This window comes from Bacteroides stercoris ATCC 43183 (genome assembly GCF_025147325.1).
Classification (GTDB): Bacteria; Bacteroidota; Bacteroidia; order Bacteroidales; family Bacteroidaceae; genus Bacteroides; species Bacteroides stercoris.
The window spans coordinates 1,132,733-1,148,076 of the sequence record NZ_CP102262.1 but is presented as its reverse complement, the minus strand read 5'-3'; the positions used below and the strand labels follow the sequence as shown (position 1 = coordinate 1,148,076).

Genomic DNA, 15,344 nt, shown 5'->3' with positions numbered 1-15,344 from the left:
GATTTATTTATCAACAAATACAGTTACTCCTTCAGCAGCTTCAATATCACTTACACTTACACTTTCAGGACCATCTTTCACATTCAGTTTGTATAATTTACCAACACGAGGTTTCAGCCATTCGGTTGTCGTAACTTCTCCGCCCATCATTATGTAACATCCGTCATCATTATGTCCTTGCTTGGCAAACCAAGTATTCGTTCCATCGCCAAAATAAGGTTGCGGTTCACCTTTGGAGTTTACAGTGCGATACAGGTCATTGTCGGTAATCAGATAACGGTCTTCTTTTCTGATGGGAGACTCACCACCATAGAATACAACATCTTGAGGCACTGTGTTCTTATCGATATTCACTCCTTTAAACACTGCTATTCCGTCGGGCACATTCGTCTTTTTATCGGAATTCAAATTATTGAATATACCTGAACTGCCTTTTACCGCTCCATTATCGTTACTACCTCTTTTATTATAGAAATCGTATGCCCACCATCTATCTTTCTCTATCATAGGACTTCCCCAATCATTGTAATAGCTTGCAATCATATAACTTGCTCCACCTACATAGAAGAATTGTCCTTTCTTTATACTACCGGAGTTTATGTCTATCTGATAAGTAGTTTTTGTATTTTGTCCTTTCGATTCTACCCAGCCATCCAAGGCGGCAGGATAAGTTTTATCAGCCGGATTCGTAGCATTCATACCCGTAATGACACAATACGGAGTCTCATCAAAATTAATATCTTTCAATGCCAGCAGTTGAACATACTCATAACCGCCTTTATGAGCGAAACCACCGCCTGACACAGTCCCCGGTTTCGGAGAATCAGATCCATTCGGATCCACAAGGAATCCCGTAATAACAATATCCGAATGATGTATCAGCTTCACGATCTCCACATTGGATATATTTTTAGCAACGTCTTCAACAACAGAGACAGCCTCTGTCTGTACTGCCACCTCATTCGTTTCGTCATACACTTTAATCAAATAATCATCCAAAGGTATTTTAGTAAACAGTATTTCACCTTTCTCATCCGTCAACCCCGACTTATAGACAACCTGCTCCTCTTTGGTCAGCAAATCTACCTTACGTCCAGAGATAGCAGCACCTCTATCCGACTTCACAATGACCGTATAGTCGGCCACCGTCATTTCATAATTGTCAGCTTTCATCGTAGCGACATTTAGAGCATTATCGTCGTCCACTACCATATCAGTCTTCAATATTTCCGTCTCACCCATCATCGCCGTAAAAATATAGTTTCCCGGCTTGAGGTTCAAGAAGTGCACCTTACCAAAAATATCCGTATTTTTACTCATAACCAATACATCCGGTTTATGGCTCATAAAAATATTTACCACCGCTTTGGATATGGGTACATCCGCCTTATCCAACACTGTAAGCTCAAATTCCTTAATCACAGGAATCGGAGGAGTCACATCATCATTACATCCTGCAAAGACGACTCCCAACAAAAGCAACATAAAAAAGAATTGTTTCATAGTATTTTATCTTTTGAAAATTATCTTTACTGTTAAAACCAGAATCATTTATTGCGATAAATCAAAATATTTGCCAGACGCTTATCATCCTTTCCTTCCATTTTTCTCGATGCAAAACCCAAGTACAGTGTGCCATTCTTCACTTTGATACCTTCCGCTTCCATATACCCACGATCGGTCATTCCGAATTCATTCAGTTTCTCGGCATCTGCAACAGCAGCCACTTCCTTTCGTGCAGAAAGAAGGCCGTTTTTGTCCAATACGCTTACATAAGCCTTTGAAGGATCGGCTTCAAGATATCCCATACCCTCATAATAGTAGACGAATTGCTCATCAATGTCATAACCCTGAAAAGCCAACTCGCCTACACTTCCTCCATGTCCGTCGGAAACTGCAAATTGATAAAGAGGCTGAAGCTGAGAAAGCTCTCTCGCCTTGATAGTCAACGTCACTGTTTTCTCCGGTGTAGCCTCATCTTCACCGCCATACTTCAGAGGTTCCAGCACGACATCCACCGGAGCCAGCTTCATTGCTTCACTCAAACGATAAGCTACAAAAACACGCGTATTAACCCCCGACACCTTCTTGGAATATTGTACACCCAGCAAATCTTTCTCCGCATTAATTGCAGGATGTATATTACGGGTACCTTTCAGATGGAATACATCACCTCCGGCAAGCTGTACACTTGTTCCCGGTTCATACTTCACGCGGCATATCGTCTGCGAACCGCCATAACTTTTGTCACTCCCCTTATTGCCATGACTCCCTAACCAAATATAAGTTCCGTCGGCAGCTTCTTCAACAGCCATGTTCGTTCCATGTCCAAAGAATTCAAATACCATACATTCCGAAGGATTGGTAGCATTAGGCGCTCCATGCAACACATTCAACTGATGCTGGCTGCTTCCCGCTATCTGCACATAATAAATATCACCGTTCTTGGCAATATCCATGCTCTGAATAACAGCATTTCTTTTCAAAGATACACCTTTACTGTAAATCAAATCTTCGGAAAGAGGTTTCGAAAGTTTCTCAAAATACGGCTCATTAAAAACCAAAGGCTTTTTTTCAGTAGGTTCAACCGTCTCACCATCTTCACAAGCAAATAACACAGAAGAGAAGCAAGCACAAAGTAGCACTGTCTTTAGTGCCATACTGCATAATGTTTTCATAGTCTTATATATTATAATAATTAATATCAGATATTTATAAACGAAATTTAATCTGTCGTCATATTCATTTAGATAACTTTCCGCGACAAATATAAATATAAAAAACAATACAGCAAATAAAAAAACGAAAATAACAGCAAGAAAACGAAAAGAAAAACACGGAATAAGGATAAATATTAAAGAAAAAGAAACATAAATGAAACATAAACACAATACAAAACCATTAAAAGCAAAGCTAAACGCAACAAGAGAGACGTCCAATAAAAGTTAAAAGTCGCAATTTCAAAGAGTATTTATCTGCCCCATCTTCCACAAATTATTATATTTGCGATATATAAATCATCAATAATCGAAATAATATGAAAACAAAAGAAACATTATTTTTACTATTATGCTTCATTTTATCTACCGAAGCTTTCTCGCAGAAAGGTCCCGAATGGCTAAAAGACGCAGTCATATACCATATATATCCCAGCAGCTTTCAAGACAGTGACGGAAATGGCATCGGAGATCTGAAAGGAATTCACTCCAGACTGGATTATATCCGTTCAATCGGAGTAAACACCATTTGGCTCAGCCCTATTTTCTCTTCCGAATTCAAGGACGGCGGATACGACATCACTGACTTTTACCGTATTGATCCCCGGTTTGGTCAAAACGAAACATTGACAGCACTTATTCAGACAGCACACTCCAAAGGTATCCGAGTCTGTTTGGACCTTGTGGCTGGACATACCTCGGATAAGCATCCATGGTTTTTACAGTCCAAGCAGACTGATACCAACCTGCAACATAGTGATTACTACATTTGGACAACCGACAAAAAACAAAAACCCAAAAAGTACGTAGACGCACCAGACGCAGCACGCAACGGATACTATATGAAAAACTTCTTTGACTGCCAACCTGCACTGAATTACGGATTTGCCCAACCCAATCCCAACCATCCCTGGGAACAGTCCGTCAATGCTCCCGGACCACAAGCTGTTCGCCGCGAACTGAAAAATATCATTGCTTTCTGGATGGACAAAGGAGTAGACGGATTCCGCGTAGACATGGCACAAAGCCTCATCAAACGCGATGACCGCAACCACACAGCCACCATGCAGTTGTGGGACGAGCTCCTAAGCTGGTTCAACAAGAAATATCCGGAAGGAATCATGATGTCGGAATGGAGTATGCCGCATGAAGCTATCAAAGCTGGATTCAACATCGACCTTATTATTCACAACGGAGTGAAAATATACCGAAACCTTGTCTGCAACACAGACGACAAAGGAAAACCAAACAACTGCTACTTCGACAAATCCGGCAATGGACAAATCAAAGAGTTTGTAACTAATTATGGCAAAGAATATCAAGCAACCAGAAACCTGGGATATGCCACCATGCCTACGTGCAGCCATGACATATGGCGACTGAACCGCCTGCAACGCAACACACCGGAAGAACTCAAAGTAGCATTAACCCTCTTTCTCACTATGCCTTGGCCACCCATCATATACTATGGTGAAGAAATAGGTATGAGAAACCTGGAAGAAGCCCCTTACAAAGAAGGGAGTAAGAGCGCACGCAACAGAAGCAGTTGTCGCACTCCCATGCAATGGGAAACAGGATTGAACGCCGGATTTTCATCCGCACCATCCAACCAAATCTATTTGCCGATAGACCCTGCCGACAATTACCCCAATGTAGCCTCGCAAGAAAACGACCGTACTTCCATCTTGAATTATGTACGCACTCTACTGGAAGTCAGAAAGAACATACCAGCGATTGGCACAAGAGGCGACTGGAAAGCTATTAGCGACATAGAACAGCCATACCCTTTTGCATACATGAGATGGATAGGCGATGAACAATATTTCATCGCGTTAAACCCCAGCGGGCAAAAAGCGGAGACAGCCGTCAACCTGCCGGACAACTCAAAGATTGAATGGTTAGCAGGAACAACTTCCAGCTATTGGATTAAAACAAAAAAAGGAGAAACACGCCTTCAAATGCCCGCTACTTCAGCCATCTTATGTAAAATAAGGACCAAATAACATTAATGGAGAAAAAGATCTTACTCAGGATTATATCAAAATAGAATTCGGCTATCATTCTGTTGTTTAGAATGATAGCCGAATTCTATTTTAACACACCTCCATGTTTTTTTCAATTCATATTGCAAGGATTTTCCGAATGTAGCCCAGAAACGCGAAAAGAGAGCATCACAGCTTTATGATCTGTAGGCCACCCTCTCTTAGGGCGAATAAAACAATCCGAACTCCTCTCCTTTTTCATTTTTCCTTTCACAACAGAATGTACAGGCCCTACAATCCAAGCTTCTTCCGGAACCAAAAACGGGGAAGGGTAATAATAAATAAAATCAATTCGTTCTCGTTCATCAGCCTCAGGCGCCCACGTCAGTTTAGCCACAGGTGCACATTTGTTTCCGGCAGGATACGTAAAGCCCGGATGAGTGACGGGATTAGGATAAACCGAACGATAAGCATCCCTGAAACCTGCCTCATAGAGCATACGGGAACAGTCCCAATTCACTATTGCCCCATTATGTCCCCACAACTTTTTCGTATCTTCTTTCCAATCCAAATGAGACGGTTCATTGAAGTCACCTGCCAGTAGAATGGTGTGTTTCTGTTCAATGTCCAACCGTACTCGCTGCAAAAAAACTTCAACCGCTTTCTTCCGGTCACTCTTTCCATTCATTGCAAGGATATCCTCCTCATTCAACACAGGCTTAGCTATCTTTTTCCAATCACTCCCGCTATATCCTCTGGGTAGATAACAAGCATAATGCCGATAATCCAGATGAGCGGCATACACCGTTACTTTTCTACCGACAACAGTAAGCAATACACGCAAAATTGCACCTTTTTCTCCTTTTACACGCGGATAGACTGTTTCCTGCTCATCAATCGGAAAGCGCGACAGCACTCCTACTGACAAAGGACTGTTCTTCCCATAAAAAGTATAACCACGCCGGTTCAGCTCCTTTACCATATAAGAAATAAAATTTTCTCCCCGATAATCCCGCAGTTCATTAAGAAAGATGATGTCCGCATCCGAATGAATGATTTCATCGACAATCATACCAACCGCCCCATCCACCTTAGAACCACCCATCCAGATATTCATCTGCAAAGCCTTAAATAAAAAAGTTACAGGCGGTTGAACCGCCTGTAACAAACCGTATTTACCTGTTATCGAGAAAAATAATACGCAAAAAAACTTCTACCCTCATATATTAAAACGTACTATGTGCTAATAAAATCATTTCCTGAAATTCCGCCAAATCGCGCATAATCAAATCCGGATTAGGCTGAAGAGCCACAGCCTCCTTATACGTTGTCTCTCCTGAAAGAACCAACACCGACAGAGCGTTTGCCCGCTGTGCCATAAGAATATCCGTATAAATCCGATCACCAACCATAGCTATTTGTTCAGCTTGCAGATTATGACGCTCCATGATACCGTTCAACATTCGAGGATCAGGCTTGCCGATAACCATATCCGGTTTTCGCCCGGTAGCATGCTCCAAACTTGAACAAATAGACCCGCAATCAACCAGCACCAAAGATTTATCAGTCGGACATATCCGGTCCGGGTTAGTCGCAAGATAAAACTTCTTCTGATTAATCCACCACGCAGCACGACACAAGCGCGAATATACCAAGGACATATCAAATCCTACAACAACAGCATCCGGCTCATCATTTGCATCGTCCATTGTAGACTCAAACCCAGCCTCCTCAAACTCTTTTATCATGCTTGGAGTCCCCAAAATGAAAAGCCGATTACAATCAGGACGATACAAACGGAGATAATCGATTGTAGCCTGAGCTGACGTATAGAACTCATCTTTTGAAGCCTTAATTCCCATGTCATTCAAATGCTTCAAATAATCGTTAGTACTTCTCGAAGGATTATTAGTCAAAAACGAATAGCCAATACCCAGCTCCTTCATTTTATCTAAAAAACCAATCGTAAAAGGGAAAAGCGTCCCTCCATTATAAATAGTTCCATCCATATCTAAAGCTACATGCTTCACTCGGCGAACCTTTTCCAATATTATTTCATTTATATCCATTTTTCAATCCCTTCAATTACCTTCATCATATCCATTCGCTTTAGCCGTCCATGCAGCCATAAAAATAAGAGTACCAACAACTGCTATTAAGATCAACGCACCGACCGCTACATCCCAACCATAATGTTGAGCCAAAAGTCCTAATCCCCAACCTGAAACCAACGTACTGGCATAACCAAACAACCCTGTAAAGCCAACGGCCGTAGCCGCCGCCTTTTTGGTAGCTATATTGGCTGCAGCAATACCAACGAGTGCCTGAGGACCATAAATGCAGAATCCGGCAGCTCCGAGCAAACATGTAGCCAACCACATCGAAGGTTCTTGTAATCCCCAAAATAAAGCTATAAACACCGTAGCCAAAGCCATACAAAGCACGCAAACTCGTGGTCCGCGTCCGCCAAAGAAGCGGTCTGTCGCCCAACCTGCCGTCAACATCCCCAAAATACCGGAGATTTCAAAAGCAGCGACCATCCAGCCGGCATGTTGAATGGAGATGCCTTTCCATTCTCCTAAAAGGGTAGGTCCCCAATCGAGCACAGCGTAACGGACAATATACACAAAGAAATTAGCAAAGGCTAATACCCAAATAGTGGGGTTTCCAAAAACATGTTTCCGTACAAAAGCCTTAAACTCCTTGGAAGATTCTTCCTTAGCTTCGCCGGCTCCCTTTTGATTAAGTTCTGGCAAACCCACAGAATGAGGGGTGTCGCGCAGAGCAAACCAAAGTCCCACCGCACCTACCAAAGCAATAATGGAAGGAAACCAAAAGCACCAACGCCACCCAAGGCTAACAATATATCCGCATACTATCACCACCAAGCCGGCACCAATAGAATGTGAAGTATTCCATATGGACATTTTGGTTGCAAGTTGCGTAGGAGGAATCCAGTGAGTCAGCAAACGAGCACAAGGCGGAAAACCCATCCCTTGAAACCAGCCGTTCAGCATCCAAACAACACCAAATACAAGCACTGCGGAACTAAATCCAAACAAAATATTACAAACGGCGGAAAGCACCAATCCTGTCACCATAAAATAGCGTGCATTCACACGATCGCCAATAAAACCGTTAGCGAACTTTGAAACCCCATACAGCAACCCATGCAGTGTCAGGAACAATCCCAAATCTCCTTTTGTGATACCTAAATCTTCCTGCATGGCAGGCATTGCTATACTTAGGTTCTTACGAACAAAATAAAACAAAGCATAGCCTATCATGCTTGCTATAATAGTTCGTGTTTGCCAGTACTTAAACTTCTTTGCCACCTCAGGCGTCATTCCCTCCTGTTTCATGTTCTTTCGTATTTTATTCCGTTATCTCCCAAATCTTTCCTTTGCCGAACAAACCGTCCAACCATTGATTCATATAACCGCTACGCACAGCAAGATCAAGCACAGTAAAACGGCGACGGATAAATTGCGCACGAATAAACGTATCACGTAAACGCTTCCTCGTAATACCGATTTGTTCCGGTTCCGTAGGAGCCCCAACCAACTCCAAGCGCCGTTTTACTTCTTTATAAGGAAGCAACTGTGCAAGTAGGCGTTCCCGAATTTTCGGCCAATATTCTTTCAACTGCTGCAACTGAACGGCCAATTCTTCACGTGTCACGTACTTAGCTTTCGTTTCCTGTACTCCGATATTCGGGAAATCAGTTCCTACAAACATTTCGAGCGCAGCTTTCTTCAATTCCTCCGGAGTCGGCCATGCTGCACAACAGGCTTCGACATCCAAGTTTTCCAAAGGGGTCCTCAGAACCTGTTCATAGAATGCCGTAACAGCCAACATTCCTATACTGACTTGAAATCCATGAGATATATGTTCGCCATTATTCAAATGGTGCTCCATATTCCAAAGATGGCTAAACTGGTGCTCTGCACCGGAAGCAGGCCGACTTGATTTAGACCACTGCATAGCAAAACCTCCCAGCATAAGCCCCTCAACCAGTTGCGATATAGCCTCATCATCACCTGCAGCAGCGCCCTCCGGATTTGCCAAAGCATCATGCAGACCATCCTGAACAATACTCCAAGCAGTCTCATCTATTTTCTCAACACCCATCCAATCAGCCAGTATCCAGTCAGCTCCTGCTGTAACTTTTGCAAATAAATCCGCATACCCGGAAGCAGTCATAATGCCGGGAGCTTTTCTAATGATGTTCGTATCGGCCAAAACAGCCAAAGGAGCCGGACAACTAAACGTTTGTTTAGCACCCTCCGCCGTAATCGACGCTCCAAATGCCGTATAACCATCCATAGAAGCCGCAGTGGCTACACACATATATCTCCTGCCTGTCAGATGAGAGGAAAGTTTTGTCAAATCATTGATTGTTCCGGAACCTACCGCTACCGGTATTGCGTCATGCTCTTTCAATGATTCGACCAAAAGATCGATATAAGAATATTCAGCATACAGGTCCGGCTGTGTAAAAATGAATGCCGGTTGCAACCTCACCCCTGCCTTTTTCAATTCTTCTTCCACTTTTTTACCAACAACATCCCAAGTTGTTTCATCAGCAACGACTACCGCCCTTTTCCCGGGAAACTGCTCTTTAAACATAACAGCGACCTCATTTAACACTTCACTACCTATACGAAGAGCACAAGTCTCATTCGCAGCCTTCAAGGCATCTTCAACTCTTGACATATTTATAATTTCCTTATTATTAAATTATCCATTAGGTTATTTTTATCACAAACTCCGGGATATTTATTTCCGGAAGACAAATCAATTACCGAGAGTGCAAGACCTTCCACACTTCCGTCGGTATATCCGATTCTATAATATCCGGCCTCTTGTCAATCTCCTCCTTATATTTTGCCGCACGTTCTTCAACAGTAGGCAGTTTGTCATGCGTAGGTGCTACACTAATCATACAACGCACTCCATGCGCATGAAGCATTTCGCATATTTTACTATTCTCCGGAGTTAAAGTGCGGCCAACATAAGCAATCATGTTTTCCCAAGGCACACCCGAAATTGATATATCTTCAAACTCTTTCATGTTGCGAGCAAAGACAGACATCATAATATCAGGAAAACGGTCGTAATAATACCTCGCCTGTGCACCTGTATGCACTGTCAGCATTACATGTTTTTCCGCTTTATGCTTTTTTATCAAAGCTGCGATCATAGACATCGGAACATCCTTTTTATCTAAATTGATTATTGTTTTGCCTTTACTCCAAACAATAACTTCTTCTAAAGTTGGAATGCGGCAGTCTGTCACTTTGCCGGAATGATCTTTCAAACGAAGCGACTGAAGTTCCTTCCATGTATAGTCCTTTACCTTACCTCTCCCTGTGGTAGTACGATCCAAAGTTGCATCGTGCATTAGTACAATCACACTGTCTTTAGTCAGGCGAGGATCTATTTCAAAGAAAGCGGGCATTTGGGTAAGAACATTCTCCAGACCTTCTATACAGTTCTCCGCATAGCCCACCTCGTATCCTCCACGATGACCGCTAACCAGTATCGTTCCGTCTCCTTTATAACTAAAAAAGTCTCTCAGCTGAGATGTTTTATCAAATTTCAGTGTGTTCAGTTTATTCTGTGCAGACAAATCCGATACTCCCAACAGACCTTCCAACATAAGGAGAGCCATTGACATTTTAAATAGCTTTGCATAGTTTTTCATGGTACTATTTTTTAATTTTACATTAAACAAACCACTCATTATTCAAATCTTACTCACCACACAGGTCGGATAACATAATAAAATGTTTAATGATAAATATCACATCCAACTTTCCTATTTCTCTGCTTTTAACATGCTGCCATAGGCGTGCGGATTATTTCGTTTTCTTTTATTTCTATTCATTTTTTCATAAATACGAAATAAAGAGAAAGAAGAAACACTGCAAAAATACATAAAAAGAAATACAACACAACAAAAAAGCAAATATTTTTTCGTTTTTAGAAATAAAAAAGAGATAAGTAGAAATTTATATCATATAATGAAACTTTTACAACTTTCATTTGCTACTTATTAAGATTTAGTTTACCTTTGTAAAAAATAGAATTCCAAATGATAAGTATAGCAGAAAGACATAAGTACATTCTTGAATGTTTAAACAGGAATGGCTTTATCAAAGTAAATGATATCGCTAAAGATCTAGAGGTCACTCCCGTTACCATTCGGAAAGATCTAAAATATTTAGAAGAGAAGAAACTGCTTTACCGCACTCATGGAAGCGCAAGTCCCATTAACCCCGTAACTCCAGAAATCAATGTTCAAGAGAAAGAAAAGCTGCAAACAAACGAAAAGAAAAGAATCGCAATAGCCGCTGCCAAACTAATAGAGAAAAACGACTCTATTATTATAGCTTCAGGATCAACCGTCCACATGCTTGCTGAACAACTGACTCCAATAGAACATTTAATCGTAGTGACTGCTTCTTTAAAAACAGCCATATTGCTAAATGCGGTCAATAACATAGAAGTTATCCAATTAGGAGGCACTGTCCGAAAAAACTCCTGTTCTGTAATTGGCGATTATACTTCACAACTTTTTGAACAAATCACCTGCTCCAAACTTTTTTTGGGAGTAGACGGAATTGATTTGGAACATGGAATCACCAACTCAAATATTGCAGAAGCTAATCTAAATAAGAAAATGATAGAAGCTTCCCTGCGTACAATCATATTGGCTGATTCCTCAAAATTCGGACGGAGAGGCTTCGGCAAGATTTGTGACCTCAATCGGGTAGACGTCATCATCACAGATTCCGGAATATCCAAAGCAATGGCACAGTCTATCGAAGAAATCGGAATAGAGCTTATCATTGTTTAATATGGTATATAGTATATATTACATCTAATACATCTAATATCATGATCCATTCAATAAATCAACAGGGTAAGGCCTTATGCTTTACCCTATTTTATATTTGGCTATCACTTAATTTGTCGGCACAAGAGATAACTGAAACTTGGATAACCGAGAACTACCATAAAAAAGAAGTTATGATTCCCATGCGGGACGGTATATGCTTATACACCGCAATATACGAACCACTCCAGCGAACCCAAAAAGCACCTATATTAATGACCCGGACGCCTTACAAGGCATCACCCTACGGAAAGAAGTTTAACAACAGACTATGGAAGGTGTGTCAAAATGCACACCTTCTGTTTTTTACGCACAAAGCCCCGACTTTCACAAGCTGGGGCTTTGTTATTACCTAAAGATTTTGTATCTTTAAGCATAAGTTCTTTACTATGACAAAGATACATTTTCGTCCTTACAATCCCAACCAAACCGTTCTTTTTCCTCAAAGAATTGATGAGGATATTGCAGAAAACGATCCGGTGCGCATGGTTGACGCCCTGGTTGAGGGCTTGAATCTTGAAAGTTTCAGAAAACTGTATAAGGAATGCGGTCGCAGCCCTTACCACCCCAAGATGATGCTCAAGGTCATTCTGTATGCCTATATGAACAACATCTACTCCTGCCGGAAAATTGAAAAACTCCTTCACCGTGACATCCATTATATCTGGCTGGCCGGATATGAGAAACCGGATTTCATTACCATCAACCGTTTCCGCAACCGGGTGAAGAAGGAAATTAACGAAGTGTTTACGCAAACCGTACTTCTTCTCTCTTCCAAAGGCTTCATCAGCCTGAATGTGGAATATATTGACGGGACAAAGCTCGAATCCAAAGCCAACAAGTACACTTTCGTCTGGCGAAAAACGGTTGAGCGGAACCGTGAACGCCTGATGAAGAAGATACATGTCCTGTTAGGGCAGATAGACGATGTCATTGCTCAGGAGAAGTCATCAGAGAACAATGAGGAAGTTGAGTTCACTCCGGCCATGCTGACTGAAATGGCAGGAGAATTGCGTCATGCACTGGAACAGGTTTCCGAGCCATCCGCGAAAGAGGAAAAGACTGAACTGAAAAAGAAACGCAAACAGCTGAAGGAACTGGAAGAACACAGGGACAAACTGCAGGAATACGACTGCCATCTGGAAACACTGCAAGAGAGGAATTCCTATTCCAAGACGGACAAGGACGCTACTTTTATGAGAATGAAGGAGGATGCCATGCGCAACGGACAGACGAAGCCCGGTTACAACCTTCAAATCGGCACCGAAAATCAGTTCATCACCGATTTTGCACTCTTCCCGAACCCTACGGATACACTGACCCTGATTCCTTTCCTGCAATCTTTTTCAAACAGGTATGAACGGATGGCCCATACGGTGGTTGCTGATTCCGGCTATGGCTCCGAAGAGAATTACCGCTTCATGTCCGAAAACGGCATGGAAGCCTACGTAAAGTACAACTATTTCCACATGGAGCAGCGGCCGAGATTCAAACCGGCCCCGTTCAAGGCCGAAAACTTCTACTACAATGAAGAACATGACTTCTGCATCTGCCCTATGGGGCAAAGGATGCGGAGGATAGGCACCAGGAATGTGAAAACCGCATCCGGATATGTCAGCGAAAATGCACGGTACAGAGCTGTCAGGTGTGAAGGTTGTCCCCTGCGATGCCGCTGTTTTAAAGCAAAAGGAAACAGGACGATAGAACTGAATCATAGGCTTAGACAATACAAGCGGAGAGCCAAAGAACTGCTCTGCTCTGAGAAAGGACTGAAACACAGAGGGCAGAGATGCATAGAACCGGAGGCCGTGTTCGGACAAATTAAAAACAATATGAACTACAAACGTTTCCGACATTTTGGAAAGGACAAGGTCTTCATGGACTTTGCCTTCCTAGCCATTGCCTTCAATATAAAAAAAATGTGTGCAAAACTGACAAAAGAAGATACGAAATGGCTGATTGGATGGTTTTATGAACTTACTGTCGCTTTATTTAGATGCTGGAGACACATAAATCAAAGAAATCTTCGAATTATCGCAGCTTAAAGAAAATGAACAGATTTGTATAGTGATGAACAAAAAAGAGGTGCATCGTGCATTACGACACACCTTCACGAAAAATATATTTTTGTAATACAGGACGTGCGAGGACGTTGGAAGAGCGAAGGTGAGTTCATCAATGTACGCCCGTTCATCCGCAATAAAACAAAACAGGATGACACAGATGAAGCCAGTGATGTATATGATACAGCCGAATGGTTGTTAGCCCATACACACAACAACGGAAATATTGGTATTATCGGCTCCTCGTATTCAGGATTTTATGCACTCATGGGGGCATTAAGTAAGCATCCGGCAATCAAAGCCGTAGTTCCCCAAGCCCCTGTCACCGACTGGTTCATGGGGGATGACTATCACCACAACGGCGCATTTATGCTTTGCGACGGTTTCAGATTTGCCACTTCAGTCAATCGCCCACGCCCCACCCCAACCGACAACCTGCCACCAGCCAAGCCCTATTACCTAACAGATGAATATTCTTTTTTTCTGAATGTCGGTAGCCTGAAAGACTTAACCCGCATTGCAGGTGACAGCATCGCCTATTGGAAAGAATTAATGGAACATCCAAATTATGACCAATGGTGGCAAGAACGGGACAGCCGTCGTTCCTGTTACAATATTGATCCCGCTGTATTAATAGTGGGAGGTCTATTTGACGCAGAAGATTGTTATGGAGCCTGGGAGTTATACAAGGCTATTCGCAAGCAAAGCCCTCAAACCGATTTGGAAATTATTATGGGGCCATGGCATCATGGCGCTTGGAACGGTAAAGGGCAAAGCAACCTCGGCAATATAGATTTCGGCTCTCAAACAGTTCTATATTACCGTAATAATATAGAATATCCTTTCCTACAATACCATTTGAACAATATAGGAAGTCCCACTCCCGCATCACAAAAGGCAACCGTTTTCTTCTCCGGAAAAAACGAGTGGAAGCAATTCCATGCATGGCCACCAACAGACACACGCCCCCTTTCATTCTATTTGGGTGAAAACGGAACACTAAACATGTGTCCTCCAGAAAAAAAGGAATCTCATTCAGAGTATATATCAGACCCCGATAAACCCGTACCATATACAGACAAGACTACATATACCCGCCCTAAAGAATATATGACAGGCGACCAGCGTTTTTCCGAACGCCGCCCAGATGTATTGTCTTTTAAGACTGAACCACTAAAAGAAAGCATTACCCTAGGCGGTACCATTAAAGCCGAACTAGAAGTTGCTATAACTACAACAGATGCAGATTTCGTAGTTAAAATTATAGATGAATATCCTAATGATTATCAAAATCCACCTCAAAAGCACACCTATTTAATGAATGGATATCAAATGTTGATACGGGGAGAAGTAATGAGAGGAAGATATAGGAACAGCTTTGAACATCCTGAAGCCTTTACTCCCAATCAACCCACTCATATATGCTTTTCCATGAATGACATTGCACATACATTTAAAAAGGGACACAAAATTGTTGTTCAGATACAAAGCAGTTGGTTTCCCTTAGTAGACCGAAATCCACAGCAATATATTGACATATATCAATGCAGCAATAGCGACTTTATTAAATCCACAATCAAAATTCTTCATCAAAAAGAACATCCTTCAAGAATAACGTTCAATAGGCTGAACTGAAATATCAAACACACGAAAAATATAAAAGCAGCAGCCATTACCTCTG

At 42.0% G+C, this 15,344-nt stretch carries 11 protein-coding genes; 4 read left to right on the top strand and 7 right to left on the bottom strand.

Going from position 1 to position 15,344, the window contains the following annotated elements; genetic code table 11:
• Positions 1-3: 3 nt before the first annotated feature.
• Both NQ565_RS04695 and NQ565_RS04690 read right to left on the bottom strand, forming a co-directional pair.
• Positions 4-1,503, bottom strand: coding sequence for a hypothetical protein (locus tag NQ565_RS04695; protein WP_005656277.1), 1,500 nt, complete (start codon positions 1,501-1,503; stop codon positions 4-6).
• Positions 1,504-1,547: 44 nt separating this feature from the next.
• On the bottom strand, positions 1,548-2,660 hold the full coding sequence (locus NQ565_RS04690; RefSeq protein ID WP_040315983.1) for a hypothetical protein: 1,113 nt from the start codon (positions 2,658-2,660) through the stop codon (positions 1,548-1,550).
• 377 nt (positions 2,661-3,037) lie between these two features.
• Between NQ565_RS04690 and NQ565_RS04685 the strand changes: the two genes are divergently transcribed.
• Positions 3,038-4,720: an alpha-amylase family glycosyl hydrolase gene (locus NQ565_RS04685; RefSeq protein WP_005656275.1), complete on the top strand. Its 1,683-nt coding sequence runs from the start codon at positions 3,038-3,040 to the stop codon at positions 4,718-4,720.
• 112 nt (positions 4,721-4,832) lie between these two features.
• Here NQ565_RS04685 and NQ565_RS04680 read toward each other — a convergent pair whose 3' ends face one another.
• The 5 genes from NQ565_RS04680 to NQ565_RS04660 all read right to left on the bottom strand — a co-directional run bounded on the left by NQ565_RS04680 (position 4,833) and on the right by NQ565_RS04660 (position 10,406).
• A complete protein-coding gene (locus NQ565_RS04680; RefSeq protein WP_050759560.1) occupies positions 4,833-5,816 on the bottom strand; it encodes an endonuclease/exonuclease/phosphatase family protein in 984 nt (327 codons plus the stop codon).
• A 109-nt stretch (positions 5,817-5,925) separates the two neighbouring features.
• Positions 5,926-6,768 carry an HAD-IIA family hydrolase gene (locus NQ565_RS04675; RefSeq protein WP_005656273.1) on the bottom strand — a complete coding sequence of 281 codons (843 nt, stop codon included), beginning with the start codon at positions 6,766-6,768 and terminating at the stop codon, positions 5,926-5,928.
• A 12-nt stretch (positions 6,769-6,780) separates the two neighbouring features.
• Entirely contained in the window at positions 6,781-8,061 is a 1,281-nt protein-coding gene (locus NQ565_RS04670) for an MFS transporter (protein WP_005656272.1), read from the bottom strand.
• A gap of 13 nt (positions 8,062-8,074) precedes the next feature.
• Positions 8,075-9,415, bottom strand: a complete 1,341-nt coding sequence (locus tag NQ565_RS04665) for a sn-glycerol-1-phosphate dehydrogenase (protein WP_005656271.1) — start codon at positions 9,413-9,415, stop codon at positions 8,075-8,077.
• Between the two features lie 85 nt (positions 9,416-9,500).
• Positions 9,501-10,406, bottom strand: coding sequence for a glycerophosphodiester phosphodiesterase family protein (locus NQ565_RS04660; protein ID WP_231292989.1), 906 nt, complete (start codon positions 10,404-10,406; stop codon positions 9,501-9,503).
• Positions 10,407-10,796: 390 nt separating this feature from the next.
• Here NQ565_RS04660 and NQ565_RS04655 point away from each other — a divergent pair, with 390 nt between their 5' ends.
• The 3 genes from NQ565_RS04655 to NQ565_RS04640 all read left to right on the top strand — a co-directional run bounded on the left by NQ565_RS04655 (position 10,797) and on the right by NQ565_RS04640 (position 15,298).
• Positions 10,797-11,561, top strand: a complete 765-nt coding sequence (locus NQ565_RS04655; RefSeq protein ID WP_005656268.1) for a DeoR/GlpR family DNA-binding transcription regulator — start codon at positions 10,797-10,799, stop codon at positions 11,559-11,561.
• 428 nt (positions 11,562-11,989) lie between these two features.
• Positions 11,990-13,645, top strand: a complete 1,656-nt coding sequence (locus tag NQ565_RS04645) for an IS1182 family transposase (RefSeq protein WP_005656266.1) — start codon at positions 11,990-11,992, stop codon at positions 13,643-13,645.
• A gap of 15 nt (positions 13,646-13,660) precedes the next feature.
• Positions 13,661-15,298, top strand: a complete 1,638-nt coding sequence (locus NQ565_RS04640) for a CocE/NonD family hydrolase (RefSeq protein WP_005656264.1) — start codon at positions 13,661-13,663, stop codon at positions 15,296-15,298.
• Positions 15,299-15,344 lie beyond the last annotated feature (46 nt).

Coding starts and splice junctions, on each gene's coding strand:
- NQ565_RS04655 (WP_005656268.1), top strand. CDS start 10,797: ATGATAAGTATAGCAGAAAGACATAAGTACATTCTTGAATGTTTAAAC.
- NQ565_RS04690 (WP_040315983.1), bottom strand. CDS start 2,660: ATGGCACTAAAGACAGTGCTACTTTGTGCTTGCTTCTCTTCTGTGTTA.
- NQ565_RS04665 (WP_005656271.1), bottom strand. CDS start 9,415: ATGTCAAGAGTTGAAGATGCCTTGAAGGCTGCGAATGAGACTTGTGCT.
- NQ565_RS04680 (WP_050759560.1), bottom strand. CDS start 5,816: ATGAATATCTGGATGGGTGGTTCTAAGGTGGATGGGGCGGTTGGTATG.
- NQ565_RS04685 (WP_005656275.1), top strand. CDS start 3,038: ATGAAAACAAAAGAAACATTATTTTTACTATTATGCTTCATTTTATCT.
- NQ565_RS04695 (WP_005656277.1), bottom strand. CDS start 1,503: ATGAAACAATTCTTTTTTATGTTGCTTTTGTTGGGAGTCGTCTTTGCA.
- NQ565_RS04675 (WP_005656273.1), bottom strand. CDS start 6,768: ATGGATATAAATGAAATAATATTGGAAAAGGTTCGCCGAGTGAAGCAT.
- NQ565_RS04670 (WP_005656272.1), bottom strand. CDS start 8,061: ATGAAACAGGAGGGAATGACGCCTGAGGTGGCAAAGAAGTTTAAGTAC.
- NQ565_RS04660 (WP_231292989.1), bottom strand. CDS start 10,406: ATGAAAAACTATGCAAAGCTATTTAAAATGTCAATGGCTCTCCTTATG.
- NQ565_RS04645 (WP_005656266.1), top strand. CDS start 11,990: ATGACAAAGATACATTTTCGTCCTTACAATCCCAACCAAACCGTTCTT.